Below are 16,090 nucleotides of genomic sequence, written 5' to 3'. Positions count from 1 at the left end.
ATCGTGTCGGTTCTTTTAATGGGTTAGTTTCTTCAGTCTGCTCTCGATCATTCTCCCGATGTCATCATTTCCCCGGTAGTTCTGTTGCAGGCTCAGCAAGTATTGGCGCGCGTCGACCGGCTTACCCGTGGCGACATACACATCCGAAAGGAGTATGAAACTCCGTGCCAGCCAATAGGCATGGGGCGTGCTTTGGTCGATGTAGTCGAGCAGCTCCTTTTCGGCGGCGGCGTATTCCTTCGCGTCGTAAAGCGATTGAGCCAACAGATATTTGGCCTCCGCGCCATACCGGTTGCGGGTGTCTTTCGCCAATTCCCTCAAGTCGTCCGTCGCTTTCTTGCCTGCTTGCCGGTTCAGGTATGCCTTTGCCCGGTAATAGAGCGCTTCGCTCTTCAATTCGGGAGTAAGTTTGGCTTCGGCGAGCAGGGCGGTAGCGGCATGAATGGTTTCCGCGTCCTCTTTCAGCAGATGCCCGCAGCGGAGGATGCCTGTCTCGGCAAGCAGGCGGCGTTCCGAAGTGCTCGCTTTTTCCTTCAGCATCTTGTAGCTCGCCAGCGCGTCTGCCATCTGCATTTGGTTGAACTGTACTTCCGCACGCGCTATGAGGGCTTCCTCAGCAAACGGGTTGTTCGGGTATTCCAGCAGTTTGCCCGAATGCAGCAACACCATGTCGTAATTCTTCTGCTCCTGTCCGATGCGGCAGAGATAATAATGGGCGTTCAGGCTGTAAGCCCCTTCGGGAAATGCTTGCAGGTATCGGTTCAGGCTGTTCTTTGCCTCTTCCGGTCTGCCGCGCATATATGTCTTTTCGGCAGCGGCATACGTCAGTGAGTCTTGTTCGTTGGCATCGAAACGGATGTGTCCCGGCATCGAATTTGCCAGCGCGGCGAATTCGTCGATACGGTTCAGGTCGACATAAATGGATTTCAGATCGCGCATCGCCATTCGTGCTTCTTCGCTTCCGGGATACTTCTCCACCACTTGCCTGTAAGCATCGATGGCTTGGCTGTAATCTCCCTTCTGGTAATACAGCAGTCCGATTTCGGCGGCAGCTTTCCGGCTCATCGGGCTTTCGGGATATTTGGCCAGCAACTCTTTGAACGACTGGATAGCTTGGTTCTGATTGTCCATCCATACATACGAGCGGCCTTTCTCGTAAAGGGCGTTTACGGCATACGGAGAAGAAGGATATTTGCCGGTGAGGCGGTTCAGCAACGTCACCTTTCCGGCATAATCTTTCTGCAACCCCGACACAAGCGCAAGCTGATAGAACGAATAATCGCCTGAGGGAGTGTTCATCTGTTCGGCTTGGGAGTAGTATTGCTTGGCCTCTTCGAAGCGGCGCACGTGCAGGTGGCAGTCGCCGAGCCGGTTGTAAGCGTCTGCCAGGGCAGTTCGGTCGTTTGCCTTATACAGCCGGACGAACCGCAGGAAATAATCTTTGGCCTCCGTGTAGGCTTTCCGGTGGAAAGCGATATAACCTAAATTATAATTGGTGAGCGCATACGTTTCGCTGTCGGTTTGCGCGGTCAGTTGCAGATAGGCGTTGAAGTCGCGGGCGGCTTCCGTCATCCGGTTGAGGCGGTAATACGACTCTCCGCACCAATAGTAAGCGTCGGCTTTTGTCTGGCGGTTATATTGTCCGAGAGCAATCGACCGGTTCAGGTACTGGAGAGCTTGTTCGAAGTCGGCATTGGCAAACGCCTGCGTTCCGAGCTGGAACAGAATCTTCTGCTTCGCTTCCAGCATGCGTGCGCTCGGACGGGCGATGCGGTCGATCGATTTCAAGGCGGCTTCGTAGCTGCGTGTGTTCATATACACTTCTATCAGGTATCCGCTTACCTTTTCGGCATACGGAGATGTGGGGAAGTCGTTGAGGAATTTCTCAAACGCTGTCACCGACTCTCCGAAAGCGGAGTAGGAAGTCTCGTGCAGACACAGCGCGTAGTTGTATGCCGCCTGTTCTTTGATTTGCCGGTTGGCATCCGATGCCGCCGCCTGTTCGAATGCCATGCGGGCTTTGTTCTTTTCCGCCAGTTGCAGGTACGAAAGCCCCAGATGCAGATTGGCGTTCTGTGTCAGGGCATCATCCGTCCCGGTCGCTCTGCCCAACGCTTCCGCCGCTTTCGAGTAAACTCCCGTTTGATAGTAGGAGATGCCTAAACGGTAAAGCGCGTCGCGACGAGGAGTGTCCGGATGTCGGTTTAAGTAAAGGCCGAACGCTTCGGTTGCCCGTTGGTATTGCCCGAGATGATAATAAGCGTCGCCCGAAATGCGGTGCATCTCGGCGGTATGCTCGTTTCGGGGATAAGCCGACAGATAATTCTGCGCCACCTTCAACGCTTTGTCGTACTCTTTTTGAATGATGTAAATCTCTGCGATGTAGTAAGGTGCGAGTGCCTTGTACTTGGCGTTGTTTTGCAGAGCGAGAAATCCGTCCAGAGCTTCCCGGTATCTTCCTTGTGTATAGCGGATATAAGAGAGGTAGTAGTTGCCGTCTTCCGAATAGCGGAAGCTTGTGCTCCGCAAGGTTTCGAACCATACGGCCGCCTCTTTCAGGTTACCCGTTTTCAGCTGCCCCGTTGCCAACTGGTAGGTGCGTTCGCCCCGCTCTTCGTCGGGTAGGAGTTCGAGGCGCGTAGCATTGAAAAGCGCCAGCGACTCATCGTAGTTTCCGTTGTAAAAATAGCACGAAGCGAGCAGTCCGTAGATGCGGTTGGCATGTGGCGTATCGGGATAACGGTTCAGGTATTTCCTGAGAATCCCGATACGGTTTTTGTCTTGCAGTTCATAAGCCGCTGCCGCCAGCATATATTCGGCATCCTGCCGATACTCTTCCGAAGTCATCTGCTTTACAAATGCTTTCAATGCCGGCACACAGGCGGCATAGTGTTTCTCGTGAAACAAGGCTTTCCCTTCTTGGTACAAATGATAAGGGGAGGTGATCTTTTCGTTTGTCTGCGCAAAGCCCGTTGCAGATACACTGAACAGGGCAGCACACACAAGCCGGATAATTTCTTTTTTCATAATCGAAGTGTTTGCACTAAATAAAACCGGATCTTCCGTCGGAAGAACTCCGGATGGTAAATTAAGTATTCCCTGACTTAATAAAACCCAAAAAGGGGAATATGTATCGGCTATTTGTTATAAATTAACGAATAGACCGCCCGATAAGAATTTTTTAAGTCCTTTTCGTATGGAATCGAGTCCGAAGTCCTCCGCCCGTATTTGCCCGATCGGGATAAAGAAGGCTTCATCCACATCGTCCATGGCAGAGAGCCGCCCGTCGCCTGTCACCTTGCAAAGGTAAAACATGTCCAGCGTGTGTACGGGAAACCCCGAATAGATATAAATATTGGGAAGCGAGAACAGGTAGGAGGCCTGTTCCACTTCGAGTCCCGTCTCTTCCCGCACCTCGCGCGCAACACCTTCTTCGCCCGTTTCACCCATATCGATGAAGCCTCCGGGAAGGTCGAGGGTTCCTTTGGCGGGTTCTTTCGCGCGCCGGCAAACCAGCAGTTCCTGCCGTTCGTTGAGAATCAGGGCTACGGTGGCGGCGGAGGGATTGAAGTAATATACGAAGCCGCATCCGGCACACTTCTTCGATTTCTCATCGTTGGTTTCGAAATCTGCGGAGCCGCATTTGGGGCAATATCCGAATTGTGAGAGAGGATGTTTCATAGTCAAGAGAACGTTTTTGTATTGACAGGACAAAAATAGGAGGAAAAGGCGACTTGCGAAAAGATATGCTTGCATATTTGGTATGTTGGGCGGAAAAACACCGGTTATTCTCATAAAATAACATAATATGGCCGGATAGTCCGATTAATTGTCTACCTTTGTGCCGTAAAACAATCGAGTTTATATTGTATCTTCCTTAGCCATGTTTCGATCTGCCGTTGTTTGGCAGCGCTTCTCATCGTCAAACCGACTTAACAATTAACTTCCTTGTTTATATAAGCCGGTAGGTTGCGAAAGTACATCATCCCATTCCGTTGTGTCCGTTCTTCGCGCTTCTCCCTTGCCTGCATCAATCTGTAAATTAAAAGACTGTATATCGATACAGCAGCATTATGACATTTAAAGAATTAAACATACAGGAGCCTGTATTGAAGGCTCTGTCCGAAAAAGGATACGAAAAGCCGACACCTATTCAGGAACAGGCTATACCGGTTGCCCTGTCCGGTAGCGACTTGCTGGGCATTGCCCAGACAGGTACGGGTAAAACGGCGGCTTTCGCCATACCGGTCATTGAATGGCTCAACCGCAAACCCGCAACCACGGGAAAGAGAAAGATACGCGCGCTTGTTTTGACTCCTACACGCGAGCTGGCGATTCAGATAGACGAATGCTTCAGAGATTATGCCCGGCATACCGATGTGAAGCATACCGTAATATTCGGCGGCGTGAAACAGAGCAGCCAGGTAGAGAAACTGAAAGCAGGAGTCGATGTGCTGGTCGCCACTCCGGGACGCCTGCTCGACCTGATAAAGCAGAAGTATGTGACGCTCGACGCTGTGGCTCACTTTGTGCTCGATGAGGCCGACCGCATGCTCGACATGGGCTTTGTGCACGACATCAAACGCCTGATTCCCTTGCTGCCGAAGCAGCGTCAGACGCTTTTCTTCTCGGCAACCATGCCCGATGCCATCGCGAATCTTGCGGCAACGATGTTGCACCGTCCCGTAAAAGTGGAAGTAGCTCCCGTTTCGTCTACGGTGGATACCATCAGGCAGAATCTGTATTGGGTGGAGAAGCCGCAGAAGAGCAAACTTCTTGTTCATCTGTTGCAGAAAGAACAGGAAAAGACTGTGCTCGTTTTCTCGCGCACCAAGCACGGGGCGGACAAAATCGCCAGAATTCTGAAAAGAGAAGGCATCGGCTGCGAAGCCATTCACGGAAATAAAACGCAAGTGGCCAGACAGCGGGCGTTGGGCAACATCAAATCGGGAAAGACGCGCGTGATTATAGCCACCGACATTGCCGCAAGGGGAATCGATATAGCGCATCTGGAACTGGTGATAAACTACGATCTGCCCGATGTGGCGGAAACGTATGTGCACCGTATCGGCCGTACGGGGCGTGCAGGAAACAGCGGAACCGCTCTGACTTTCTGCTCGCAGGATGAGGACGCGAAACTTAAAAGCATCCAGAAACTGATCGGGAAAAAGCTGAAGGTAGTGCCGGTATCGGCGTAATTTACGAATACATAAAAAAGAAAAAGGAGAGCCAATGGCGATATCATTCAATAAAAGAGAGAAAGAAAAACTGAAACAACAGAAAAGACTGGAAAAACAGCGACGTAAAGAAGAGCGTAAAGCCGAAGGAAGCGCTTCTTTCGAGGATATGATTGCCTACGTCGATGAAAACGGAAATATTACGAGTACACCTCCGGATATGAGCAAGAGGCAGGAGATCGATGTAGAAGACATAGCGGTTTCTACTCCTGTCAAGGAAGAGGTGGAAGAGGAAGTGATGCAGGGGCGTGTGGAACATTTCAACTCCGATAAAGGCTATGGTTTTATAAAAGACCTCGGCAGCACGGAGAAATACTTTTTTCACATCAGCAACGCACCGGCTTCCATCGAACAGGGAAACAGGGTTACATTCGAGTTGGGACGCGGTCAGAAGGGCATGAATGCCGTCAACATCGTTCTTGTCGACAAAGGTAACCGATAATTAATAATAAACAACAAAGAAAAAAAGATGAACATTTATGTATCAAATCTAAACTTTCGCACGGTGAGTGAAAGTTTACAGGAGTTATTTGCGCAGTATGGAGAAGTGGCTTCTGCTAATGTTATCACTGATAGAGAAACCGGCAGATCGCGCGGGTTTGGGTTTGTTGAAATGCCGGACGACGTGCAGGGCGAATCGGCAATATCCGAATTGAACGGAACCGATTTCGACGGTAAAACGATCAACGTGAACGTGGCGCGTCCCCGTACGGAAAGAAGCGGCGGAGGATATGGCTCGCGTGGCGGAAACGGCGGCGGATACAACCGCAACCGTTACTGATCTGCTACCCGCCTGGATCCGAAAGGTGTAGCCGGAGTTCGATCATAGACGGCAGACAAATGCGGATTGATACAGCATTACCCGACGATTCGCTACCGAATCGCATAAGGCTGTGTTAATCCGCGTTCTTTTGATAAATTATATCTATCGGAGGATAGATTTATTCGATTGGCTTTTTCTTCGAGAGAGGTTTTCTGCTTGTTATCTTTGCATCAGGATAAAAAATAAATGTAAGTAGAACTCTAAAAAATAAAAAGATTATGGAACCGATTTTAAACTCTTATCTTCCGGAATTCAGTGTACAGGCTTTTCACAACGGCGCTTTCAAAACAGTGACCAACAACGACCTGAAAGGCAAATGGGCTATCCTGTTCTTCTACCCTGCCGATTTCACGTTCGTATGCCCTACCGAACTGGTGGATATGGCCGAGAAATACGAACAACTCAAGTCGATGGGCGTAGAGGTTTATTCTGTAAGTACGGATACTCACTTTGTGCACAAGGCTTGGCACGATACTTCCGAAAGCATCCGTAAGATTCAATACCCCATGCTGGCAGACCCCACAGGTGTGCTGAGCCGTGCGTTGGGCGTGTATATCGAGTCGGAAGGTGTGGCTTATCGCGGTACTTTCGTTGTCAATCCCGAAGGACAGATTAAGGTGGTGGAACTGAACGACAACAACATCGGTCGCGACGCTTCCGAGCTGCTCCGCAAAGTAGAGGCTGCCCAGTTTGTGGCAAGCCACGAAGGTGAAGTTTGTCCGGCTAAATGGAAAAAAGGAGCTTCTACTTTGAAACCGAGCATCGATTTGGTTGGTAAAATTTGATAATAGCTAATCATGTAAATGGGAGAAAAGGTCGATGGCGAGAGACGCTGCCGGCCTTTTTTCCATAAAGCGCAACAGATATGTTAGATATTGCATTGAAAGAACAGTTGAAAACCATTTTCGCCGCCTTGGAGTCCGATTTCATTTTTGACATCAGGGTGCCTGCACGGCATGAGAGCCGCGAAGAGTTGATAGAAATGATGGAAGAAGTGGCGGCTTGCTCCGACCGGCTGAGTTGCAACATACGGGAGTCCGACCGGCTGGAGTTCGATATCCTGAAAAACGGAGAGCCTTCGGGTATCGGTTTCCGGGGTATCCCCAACGGACACGAATTTACTTCCTTGCTGCTGGCTGTCCTCAATCTGGACGGAAAGGGAAAGAACTTTCCCGACGAGGCTGTGGCGCAGCGGATAAAAGCGTTAAAGGGGCCTGTGGCACTGACCACCTACGTTTCTCTTACGTGTACCAACTGCCCCGATGTGGTGCAGGCGTTGAATCTCATGAGCGTGCTGAACCCCTCCGTTTCTCATCAGATGGTAGACGGCGCTCTCTATCAGGAAGAGGTGGACGCGCTGAAAATACAGGGCGTGCCTTCGGTATTTGCCGACGGAAAGCTGCTGCATGTAGGGCGCGGCGAGTTGGGCGAACTACTAGCGAAGCTCGAAGAACGCTACGGAGCGGAACCGTCTCTCGCAGATACGGCAGAAAAGAGATACGACGTGATTATAGCGGGAGGCGGTCCGGCGGGGGTATCTGCCGCCATCTATTCCGCACGCAAGGGCCTGAAGGTGGCTATGGTTGCCGAACGCATCGGCGGTCAGGTGAAGGAAACGGTAGGCATAGAGAATCTGATTTCCGTACCCGAAACGACCGGTAAGGAATTGGCCGATAACCTGCGTACGCATTTGTCACATTATCCGGTAGATTTGCTCGAACATCGCCGCATCGAGAGCGTGGAAACGGTGGAGGCAGACAAACTCATTGTTACCTCAGTAGGCGAGCGGTTGCTGGCCCCTGCGCTGATCATTGCCACGGGAGCGGGTTGGCGAAGGCTGAATGTGCCCGGCGAAGCGGAGTATATCGGACGGGGAGTGGCCTTCTGTCCTCATTGCGACGGGCCGTTCTATAAGGGTAAGCACGTGGCTGTGGTAGGTGGTGGGAACTCCGGAGTGGAGGCTGCCATCGATCTTGCGGGAATCTGTTCGAAGGTGACGCTGTTTGAGTTCATGGGCGAGCTGAAAGCCGACCGCGTGCTTCAGGAGAAGTTGGCAACGCTGCCCAACGTAGAGGTGTTTGTCAACGTGCAGACAACGGAAGTGGTGGGCAATGGCGACAAGCTGACGGCATTGCGCGTCAAAGACCGCCGCACGGATGAAGAGCGCTTGGTAGAGCTGGACGGCGTGTTCGTGCAGATCGGCCTTTCGCCCAATAGCGCCGCTTTCCGCGATGTGGTGGAAACCAATCGCATGGGAGAAATCGTGACCGATTCGCACTGCCGCACCCATGTGCCGGGCATCTATGCCGCCGGCGACGTGTCGACCGTGCCCTACAAGCAAATCATCATTTCGATGGGTGAAGGGGCAAAGGCTGCGCTTTCCGCTTTCGACGACCGTATACGCGGAGTGATTTAGCCGCCGTATGCGCAGATGCGATTGTAATATATATACGGGGAGCGTATATTTGACAGGTCCGGCAGTTCGGAATTTTCATTAACCGATTGGGTACTTATTCGTATTTCAGCGAGCGCGCAGGCTTGCCCGTCACTACTTTCACCACCTGGCGGAATACGGTGACGAACGAGATGAGCAGCAAGAGCCCGATGGGCAACAAGAAAAACCAAGGTTTCATTTCTGTGCGGAACGCATAATGTTCCAGCCATGCTTCCATACCGAACCAGGCCACCGGAAAGCCGATACAGACAGCCGTGAGGATGGGAAAGAGAAAAGTTTCTCCCAACTGGCGGAACAACCTCCCGTGGGAAGCGCCCAGTACCTTCCTGATGCCCATCTCTTTGGTGCGGATGGCGCATGAAAACACCGCCAGTCCCCACAGTCCCAGACAGGAAACAAAGATAGCCAGGCTTGCGAAGACGACCATAATAATGCCGAAAGCCTTGTCGCTCTTGTATTGCCGGTCGTAATACCGGTCGAGGAAGAAAGAGTCGAAACTGGAATCGGCAAAATACTCTTTCCATCTCTTCTCCGTTTCCGCTACGATTGCAGCGGGATCTGCTGGATGAAAGCGGATGGAGAGGTAGCGTTGGGGCAGCCATTCTATTTTGTCTTTATGAATCAGCATGATAGGGGTGTAGCCTTTGTTCAGCGACTGTTGGTGGTAGTCTTTTATCACACCGATGATTTGCATAGGCGATTCCGTGCCTTCTACCGTTATCTCTTCTCCCAGCGCTTCGTCGTTGGTCGCAAAGCCAAGGGTGCGGACAGCCGATTCATTGACCACCAGCTTGTCGACATCGTTGCCGTATGATTCGGAAAACCCGCGCCCGGCTAACACTTCCAGTCCGTACGTGTCTATATAATCGGCGTCGCAACTGAGCATTTCGTACAGCCGGTTTTGCTTGAGCGCATCCCGGGTGCGGTGGTTGGATAGGAACGTGGCCACCTCTTCGCCCGGCACAGCGCCCGACGAAGTGACTCTGTCGACAGACGGAATCTGTTTCAGCGCTTTTCGCAAGGCTTCTATCTTTTGCGGCATCCCTTCGGAGGGAGCAGGATATTTGACTGCCAAAATGCGTTCGGTGTTCACCCCTAACGGACGGCTGCGCATAAAGCTGAGTTGCGCGAATACCACCAGTGTGCCGCACAATAGAATCATGGAAGCGGCGTATTGCACTACGACAAGAAGCTCCCGGATGCGGTTGCCCCGGCGATTGTTCAGGAATTTGCCCTTCAGCAATACGACGGGGCGATAGCGAAGCAATATCCGTGCGGGATAATAACCCGACAGGCAGATGCCGGCTGCCAAAAGAAACACGACCCCAATACCCCAATAGCCGGTGAACCAGATGCGGAAGCTTACGGTGCGCCCTACCAGATTGTTGAAAGCGGGAAGTACCGCTTCTACCAGTCCGGCTGCCAGTATCAGGGCAATCAGGTTCATGAGTAACGCTTCGAACAGAAACTGCCCGACAAGCTGCCGGGGGAAGGCGCCCGCCATTCTGCGTATGCCGACTTCCTTTGCCCGTTCCATCGACTGCGCCACCGTGAGGTTCACATAATTGATCCATGCGATGAGAAGGATGGAAATGGCTGCGAAGATGAGGGCGATAAGGATGGAGCGGTTTCCTTTCTGTTCCGCTTCATAGCCGGTCTGCGGATTCAGATGAATCTCTTTGAGCGGGGTGAGCCGTACTCCCCATGTCTTATTCCTCAATGCCTCCTCGGTCTTATATTTTTCGGCCAGTCGGGGGAATGCTTCCTCTATCTCCGCCACACGTTCCGGAGAGTCGAGCTGTACGTATGTGTATGCTTCGTGCTTGTACCAATACTCTTGCACCCATGTGGGGAGGGTTTTGTAGGAGATAAGTATGTCGTACCGGATATGCGAGTTGTGAGGCATCTCTTTCATGACTCCCGTGACTTCGCATGTCGCTCTCCCTACGTTGCTGCTGAATACCAGTATTTTCCCCACCGGGTCTTCGTCGTTGAAGTATTTGTGGGCGATATGCTCCGTTATCACTACTTGTCCGGGGCGCGACAGGCAGAACTTCCGATCGCCTCTTTCCAGTTCGAAATCGAAGATTCGGAAGAAACCCTCATCGGTATAAGCGATGCCGCTCTCACGCATCGTGAGGTCATTGCGGCTGACCAGCTGTTCGGGCTGTATGATGCTTCCTATGCGGGTATAGTCTTCTATTCCGGGCAGGTTCTCTTTCATGGCCGATCCGTACCCGAACGAACTCGTCGCCCAATAGTCCGTCAGCACCCCGTTCTCACGGAAAGTGCTTTCCACCCGGTAGATGCGGGCGGCTTTCCGGTGCATCCCGTCATAGCTGAACTCGAACGCCACATAGGTTAGGATGAGCAAGGCGGAAGCCATTCCCAATGCCAGTCCGAGGATGTGTATGAAACTGAATTTTTTCCGCTTCGTCAGCCGGCGCACTGCGCTGTTCCAATAGTTCCGTATCATAACATTTCGCTTTTATCGTCCGTATCGGGGCGGTGGTTGAAGTTCTCCGCGATAATCTTTCCGTCGAGCAGGCGTATGATGCGGTGCGCATACATCGCGTCACGCTGCGAGTGAGTGACGATGACGACCGTAGTGCCCCGGCTGTTGAGCGTGCGGAGCAACTCCATCACCTCCATTCCGTTGGTGGAGTCGAGATTACCCGTAGGTTCGTCGGCAAGCAGCAGCGGGGCGTTCGTCACTACGGCACGGGCGATGGCTACGCGTTGCTGCTGTCCGCCCGAAAGCTGTTGCGGCAGGTGCCCGGCACGGTGGGTCAGGCTAACTTTGTCCAATACCTCCATCACCCTTCGTTTGCGTTCTGCCGGCTTCACATGGAGATATATGAGCGGCAGTTCCACATTTTCATACACGGTCAGTTCGTCTATCAGATTGAAACTTTGGAAGATGAATCCGATGTTTCCTTTCCGCAAAGCAGTCAGTTGTTTCTCGTTCATGCCCTCCACCCGGTGCCCGTTGAATGAGTAAGAGCCCGAAGTCGGGGTATCGAGCGTGCCGAGGATGTTGAGCAGCGTCGATTTTCCGCAGCCCGACGGCCCCATAATGGCAACAAACTCCCCTTGTTTTATTTCCAGGTTAATGTTGTTCAATGCTTTGGTTTGCACTTCGTCTGTGGCAAAGAGCATAGAGAGATTTTCTATCTTAATCATTGGATATGTTTTAAAAAGTTAGTTTTATTTTCTCGTAATCGCCGAAAGACTCGTATCCCGAAACAATCACCTTTTCTCCTTCCTCCAGCCCGGACAAGATTTCGTAATACCGGGGATTCTGCCTGCCTGTCTTTATCTCCCGCCTGAGGGCAAATGTACCACTTTTGTCCAGAACATAAATCCAGCGTCCGCCTGTTCTTTGGAAAAAGCTGCCGCGCGGCAGCAAAAGCGCTTGTGTGGGAGCGCCCAATTGCAGATTCAGGTGGTACGTTTGTCCTGCCCGTATATTCTCGGGGCGAGAGGAAGTGAAGGCGAGATCGGTTCGGAACTGTCCTGCTTTTACTTCCGGATACACTTTTGTCACTTCGAGCCTGTATGCGTTGCCGTCGCGTGTGAAATCGGCAGGCTGTCCGGCAACTACCCGCTCTACGTAATGTTCGTCGATCTGCGCCTGAATCTTCAAATCGGGAGTTATCATCTGCCCGATGTGTTCACCGGGAGCGATCGACTGCCCGATCTGTGCGTCGAGATTGCCCACCTGTCCGTTGATGGGCGCTTTCACTTTCAGATTCTCCAACCGCCGGCGAATCAGTACAAGGCTCTGCTTCATGTGGCGGATGTTCTCGTCGAGGCTGCTTACTTGTGCGAGGCGGAACAGACTGTCTTGCCTGATGCGTTCGTCGAGCGTGGCAAGCTGTTGGTGTATGGCGTCGAACGCCTCGTTTGCCCGGAGATACTCTTCGCGTGCAATGAGGTCTTCATTCATTAGCTTTCGGCATTGTTCGCGCCTGCGTTTTCTCATCAGATACTCTTTCCACATGCCGATGCGCTCTTGCTTCAGGCTGAGCCGCTCCTGCTCCATGCGGATGCGGGTGTTGCGCAGTTCGTTCTCCTGATAGGCGAGATCCGCTTCGCTTTGCAGTATGCCGATGTTGAGCAACGGATTGCTTAAGCGGAGGATGACATCTCCCTGCCTGACGACGGCTCCCTCTTCGTACAGGCGTTCCTCCACTTTTCCGCCCTCGATGGCGTCCAGATAAACCATGCGGGCAGGCACCGCTTGGCCGATGACTTGGATATAATCGTTGAACTCTCCTTTCTCGACGCTTCCCACAGTGATGCGGCTGCGTTCTACGGTAAGCGAGGCCGCGCTGTCGCGGAAGAAAAGATAAAGGGCGCATCCGGCTATTGCCAGAATACTTGCTCCGCTTACGATCTTCCGGCGCGGGAAACGTTGCCGCTTACGCTCTATTTTCGTATCCATTTCGTTATTCATGATCGGTATGTATAAAAGTTCCTGTTTGATAATAAACGATTAATCGCCTGAGCAACTCGTATTGAGCCTGTACGCGCACCTGTTCGCTGCGGGCGGACAACCACCGGCTGCGGGCTTCCATCAGTTGCAGTGTAGAAGATGCTCCTTCCTCCCATTTCCTCTTCGTTGCTTGCAGCACTTGTCGCTCCGCGTCCGCCTGCAAGCAGACTTGCCGATGCTCTTCCCAAGCCGTGCGCAAACTGTGCGACAGGCGTTCCGTCTCCGTGCGCAGCCTGAGTCGCTTCTCCGTCAGCTCATTCTGCATGCGCAGCATGTTCAACCGTTTCTTCCTGAGCCGCGTATATCGCTCCAATCCGGTGAATAGAGGAAAAGAGAAACCTATCCCGATGTAATTGCTGCGATGTTCGCGCAGCTGGCGGAGAGAATACAGCGAGTTGTAATAATCGGAGTTTAGGGAAAAACGCGCGTACACGGCAGGGAAGAACTCTCCCCGGGTCATCGCGTAATCTTTGCGTGCGGCGCGCTCTTTTATCTGCATGCTTTTGTATTCAGGCAGCACGATTACGGCCTGCCGGTATAATGTTTCCGGATCGGTCTCTTGCAAGCGGGGCGGAAGACTGTCCGCCGCTATGGGGATAATGCCGAGCGAGTCTGTTGTCTCCATGCCCATCAACTCTTTCAGGTAAAGCAAAGAAAGCCGCCTGTTGTTCAGAGAAGCGATGTAGCGCAAGAGGTCTCCTTGCCTCCGCGCTTCTATCTCCCGGACATCCGCGGCGGACTTCAGTCCCAGCCCGTAGTAAGCGTGCGCCTGTTTCAGGTACTGATTGCCCAACTCCAACTGTTCTTCGGCAAGCAAGTACAGCTGTTCGTTCAGTGCAGCCTTATAATAAGCCTCTGTGATTTGGATGGCCAGCTCGTTTTTTCCTGCGTCCAAATCATACATCTTCTCTTCGCGGTTGAGGCTTCTCAGCTTCAGGAGGTTGATGCGCGAGAATCCTTCGAACAGAGAAAGAGTGATTTCCAGTCCGGCTGTTCCCTGATTGTAAGCTTCGGATGTATAGCCGTTAGTACGCGGGTCGATGGAACGCCCGGTGTATCTTCCCACTTCCCCTTTCATCGATATTTGCGGGAGAAACTTCCCTATGGCCGACACATAATCGGCGCGAGCCTCTTTTGTAGCGATCTGCAGTCTTTGGATAGACAGGTTGTGCTGCCAGGCATAGCGGATGCAGTCGTCCGGTGTGGCTTGTCCCTGCAAGTTCGAGGACGTCGCCGCACCCAACCATAAACACACAATCGATAAGCATTTATTCATTTATTCCTGTTGTTTTTATTGTCATTCCGGAAAAAGAGAAGCAAGCGATGTGCCGTAATCGTTTTCTGTTTGATAATTAGACCGTTACTCTTTTATGTAGTTTGCAGACTGTCCAAATCTTAGACGCTCCGTCGTCCAGGAATGAGACGATGAGATGACAGGAGATTTAATTTCCAATAATCCTTTTGCGGATGAAACAGGCTTAACACGCTCCGCTTCACTGTTCAAGGCGGCACGCCAACTGTGTATGTTGAACGGTATAAATCCGGTTGTGTTCCTGTGGGCGATGCTTCAAAGAAAAAAGATTAGATGGCATTCATCCCATTGGCAGAGAGTTGCTTTCGGTTCCATTCTGATATTGCTTTGTTGTATTCGTCTCCTATATACAGATGAATAATGATTACAAACTTACATGAGAATTAATACCTAAAATAGAAAGAAACTAAGCTTTGCCACACCTAAAAGCGGATTTTACCATTCTTTCCCTTAAATTTGCTGTCGGAATCTGTCATCGGAATCGAATGATTTAAATGTAATTGCAGGAATGCTTGGACATGCAGGATTTTCCAAAGGCACATTGGATACGTCATGGTGTGCAGCATTTATAAGTGCTGTTTTTGATGAATCGGGCATTATTTGTTGACGAAATCTATGTAACCTGTCTTTTATTACACTTATTGTCGCTTTTTATGGAAAATAGATTTATTAAACATTTTTGTTTGTACAAGTTTAGCTTGTCGTTCAAAACGTATATTTTTATTTTGTTTGTTTTATTTGGTTTTTCCGGCACTAAAGCAGAGCCAAGAGACAAATATTCGCAAACAGTATGTTTTGTTTCATCATGGAAAACCGGTCTTGGTTTTTATGACTGTGTTATTAATATTGATTCTGCGGGAATCATAAACGCAACGAGAATCTCACAAAAAAAAGGAAGAGATCTTGAATGTAAAATATACAATGGGATGATTGTAAATGCTTATGAATCAGACTCGATATCTGTTAATTTTAGATGTAAAAGCAATAACATAGCGGTTGCTGATTTAATTATTCAATCTTATGATACTCATGGATTGCTGTGCTATTCCGATAGTATTGACATAAATCCAAGAACAAATGATGCTGAATTTTTTAGCATTAAGCAACCCTGTTTTGATACGAGCTATTTGCGTTTTACTATGCATATCAAAGGGAAAAATAATGAATTAAATCAAAACTTTCATTTCACGGATATGCAGATTAAACTTCCTTCCCGAGCGTATGTCAGCACACTCCCCAAAGATATTATGAGCAATAAGCAAGACATTATTCCTCTTTCTTTTGACGACTCATTGCTATATCATAAGATTCCGAGAATAAATTCTGTTAAGATTTTGGCACTTGGAGAATCTATTCATGGTGGATTGTCTATATCTCAGTCTGTTATTCAGATGATGAAACATCGAATTTTGCATTCCGATTGCAAACTAATATTGCTTGAACTCCCGTTTGATATATCGTTAGGCATAAACCGATATGTTCAAGGAGATGCTCGTTACGGATTGGAAGTGATGAGTAGTTTAAAATATGCATTATATCCTAATAATAGTTCGTTAAAAATTCGCCAAGGCTAAGCGGCTCTGGCAGTAAATAAAATGAGTTCTTTGAAAAGTTTGTCAATAACTTGCGGGTCTGGGTTAATCCCGAACACGCAAATAAATCGTTCAAGCATATAAGCATTGTGTATGAATGACTTGCAAGAGGATATGGAATAGACTATTCCGAGCCTCTTACATGCCGCTTTGGCCAAGTTGATGGCAGCCAG

At 50.5% G+C, this 16,090-nt stretch carries 12 protein-coding genes and 1 pseudogene; 6 read left to right on the top strand and 7 right to left on the bottom strand.

Annotated features, from left to right (window positions below):
- Positions 1-15 precede the first annotated feature (15 nt).
- Positions 16-3,027 (bottom strand): tetratricopeptide repeat protein, encoded by a 3,012-nt coding sequence (locus tag C234_RS0115315; protein ID WP_027326476.1) that lies wholly within the window; start codon positions 3,025-3,027, stop codon positions 16-18.
- A gap of 117 nt (positions 3,028-3,144) precedes the next feature.
- Positions 3,145-3,681 (bottom strand): NUDIX hydrolase, encoded by a 537-nt coding sequence (locus tag C234_RS0115310; protein WP_027326475.1) that lies wholly within the window; start codon positions 3,679-3,681, stop codon positions 3,145-3,147.
- A 392-nt stretch (positions 3,682-4,073) separates the two neighbouring features.
- Here C234_RS0115310 and C234_RS0115305 point away from each other — a divergent pair, with 392 nt between their 5' ends.
- The 5 genes from C234_RS0115305 to ahpF all read left to right on the top strand — a co-directional run bounded on the left by C234_RS0115305 (position 4,074) and on the right by ahpF (position 8,476).
- Positions 4,074-5,198 carry a DEAD/DEAH box helicase gene (locus C234_RS0115305; RefSeq protein ID WP_027326474.1) on the top strand — a complete coding sequence of 375 codons (1,125 nt, stop codon included), beginning with the start codon at positions 4,074-4,076 and terminating at the stop codon, positions 5,196-5,198.
- A gap of 34 nt (positions 5,199-5,232) precedes the next feature.
- A complete protein-coding gene (locus tag C234_RS0115300; protein WP_027326473.1) occupies positions 5,233-5,679 on the top strand; it encodes a cold-shock protein in 447 nt (148 codons plus the stop codon).
- A 27-nt stretch (positions 5,680-5,706) separates the two neighbouring features.
- Positions 5,707-6,018 carry an RNA-binding regulator gene (locus C234_RS0115295; protein WP_021644886.1) on the top strand — a complete coding sequence of 104 codons (312 nt, stop codon included), beginning with the start codon at positions 5,707-5,709 and terminating at the stop codon, positions 6,016-6,018.
- Between the two features lie 260 nt (positions 6,019-6,278).
- Entirely contained in the window at positions 6,279-6,845 is a 567-nt protein-coding gene (gene ahpC / locus C234_RS0115290) for an alkyl hydroperoxide reductase subunit C (RefSeq protein WP_027326472.1), read from the top strand.
- An 80-nt stretch (positions 6,846-6,925) separates the two neighbouring features.
- The gene (gene ahpF, locus C234_RS0115285; protein WP_027326471.1) at positions 6,926-8,476 is read left to right on the top strand and encodes an alkyl hydroperoxide reductase subunit F; all 1,551 of its coding nucleotides are present in this window, start codon (positions 6,926-6,928) and stop codon (positions 8,474-8,476) included.
- Positions 8,477-8,570: 94 nt separating this feature from the next.
- Here the strand turns inward: ahpF and C234_RS0115280 are convergent, their stop codons facing one another.
- Genes C234_RS0115280 through C234_RS0115265 form a run of 4 tightly spaced genes read right to left on the bottom strand, consistent with a single transcriptional unit; the run spans position 8,571 to position 14,289 of the window.
- Positions 8,571-10,991: an ABC transporter permease gene (locus C234_RS0115280; RefSeq protein ID WP_027326470.1), complete on the bottom strand. Its 2,421-nt coding sequence runs from the start codon at positions 10,989-10,991 to the stop codon at positions 8,571-8,573.
- Positions 10,988-11,698 (bottom strand): ABC transporter ATP-binding protein, encoded by a 711-nt coding sequence (locus C234_RS0115275; RefSeq protein WP_027326469.1) that lies wholly within the window; start codon positions 11,696-11,698, stop codon positions 10,988-10,990. Before C234_RS0115275 ends, C234_RS0115280 begins: the two co-directional genes overlap by 4 nt.
- Before the next feature lie 10 nt (positions 11,699-11,708).
- Positions 11,709-12,962, bottom strand: coding sequence for an efflux RND transporter periplasmic adaptor subunit (locus C234_RS0115270; protein WP_027326468.1), 1,254 nt, complete (start codon positions 12,960-12,962; stop codon positions 11,709-11,711).
- 4 nt (positions 12,963-12,966) lie between these two features.
- On the bottom strand, positions 12,967-14,289 hold the full coding sequence (locus tag C234_RS0115265) for a TolC family protein (RefSeq protein ID WP_027326467.1): 1,323 nt from the start codon (positions 14,287-14,289) through the stop codon (positions 12,967-12,969).
- Positions 14,290-14,978: 689 nt separating this feature from the next.
- Between C234_RS0115265 and C234_RS0115260 the strand changes: the two genes are divergently transcribed.
- The gene (locus tag C234_RS0115260) at positions 14,979-15,899 is read left to right on the top strand and encodes a hypothetical protein (RefSeq protein ID WP_027326466.1); all 921 of its coding nucleotides are present in this window, start codon (positions 14,979-14,981) and stop codon (positions 15,897-15,899) included.
- Here C234_RS0115260 and C234_RS0115255 read toward each other — a convergent pair.
- A pseudogene (locus C234_RS0115255) lies at positions 15,896-16,090 on the bottom strand (transposase); the annotation flags it as partial. The gene C234_RS0115260 and the pseudogene C234_RS0115255 sit on opposite strands and share 4 nt — an antisense overlap.

Source organism: Bacteroides pyogenes DSM 20611 = JCM 6294, from assembly GCF_000428105.1.
In the GTDB taxonomy this organism is placed as follows: Bacteria; Bacteroidota; Bacteroidia; order Bacteroidales; family Bacteroidaceae; genus Bacteroides; species Bacteroides pyogenes.
This window is presented reverse-complemented; position numbering and strand designations above follow the sequence as displayed.

What these genes read in the sequence shown, in the direction of transcription:
- C234_RS0115315 (WP_027326476.1), bottom strand. Translation starts at nt 3,027, where the DNA reads ATGAAAAAAGAAATTATCCGGCTTGTGTGTGCTGCCCTGTTCAGTGTA.
- C234_RS0115310 (WP_027326475.1), bottom strand. Translation starts at nt 3,681, where the DNA reads ATGAAACATCCTCTCTCACAATTCGGATATTGCCCCAAATGCGGCTCC.
- C234_RS0115305 (WP_027326474.1), top strand. Translation starts at nt 4,074, where the DNA reads ATGACATTTAAAGAATTAAACATACAGGAGCCTGTATTGAAGGCTCTG.
- C234_RS0115300 (WP_027326473.1), top strand. Translation starts at nt 5,233, where the DNA reads ATGGCGATATCATTCAATAAAAGAGAGAAAGAAAAACTGAAACAACAG.
- C234_RS0115295 (WP_021644886.1), top strand. Translation starts at nt 5,707, where the DNA reads ATGAACATTTATGTATCAAATCTAAACTTTCGCACGGTGAGTGAAAGT.
- ahpC (WP_027326472.1), top strand. Translation starts at nt 6,279, where the DNA reads ATGGAACCGATTTTAAACTCTTATCTTCCGGAATTCAGTGTACAGGCT.
- ahpF (WP_027326471.1), top strand. Translation starts at nt 6,926, where the DNA reads ATGTTAGATATTGCATTGAAAGAACAGTTGAAAACCATTTTCGCCGCC.
- C234_RS0115280 (WP_027326470.1), bottom strand. Translation starts at nt 10,991, where the DNA reads ATGATACGGAACTATTGGAACAGCGCAGTGCGCCGGCTGACGAAGCGG.
- C234_RS0115275 (WP_027326469.1), bottom strand. Translation starts at nt 11,698, where the DNA reads ATGATTAAGATAGAAAATCTCTCTATGCTCTTTGCCACAGACGAAGTG.
- C234_RS0115270 (WP_027326468.1), bottom strand. Translation starts at nt 12,962, where the DNA reads ATGGATACGAAAATAGAGCGTAAGCGGCAACGTTTCCCGCGCCGGAAG.
- C234_RS0115265 (WP_027326467.1), bottom strand. Translation starts at nt 14,289, where the DNA reads ATGAATAAATGCTTATCGATTGTGTGTTTATGGTTGGGTGCGGCGACG.
- C234_RS0115260 (WP_027326466.1), top strand. Translation starts at nt 14,979, where the DNA reads ATGGAAAATAGATTTATTAAACATTTTTGTTTGTACAAGTTTAGCTTG.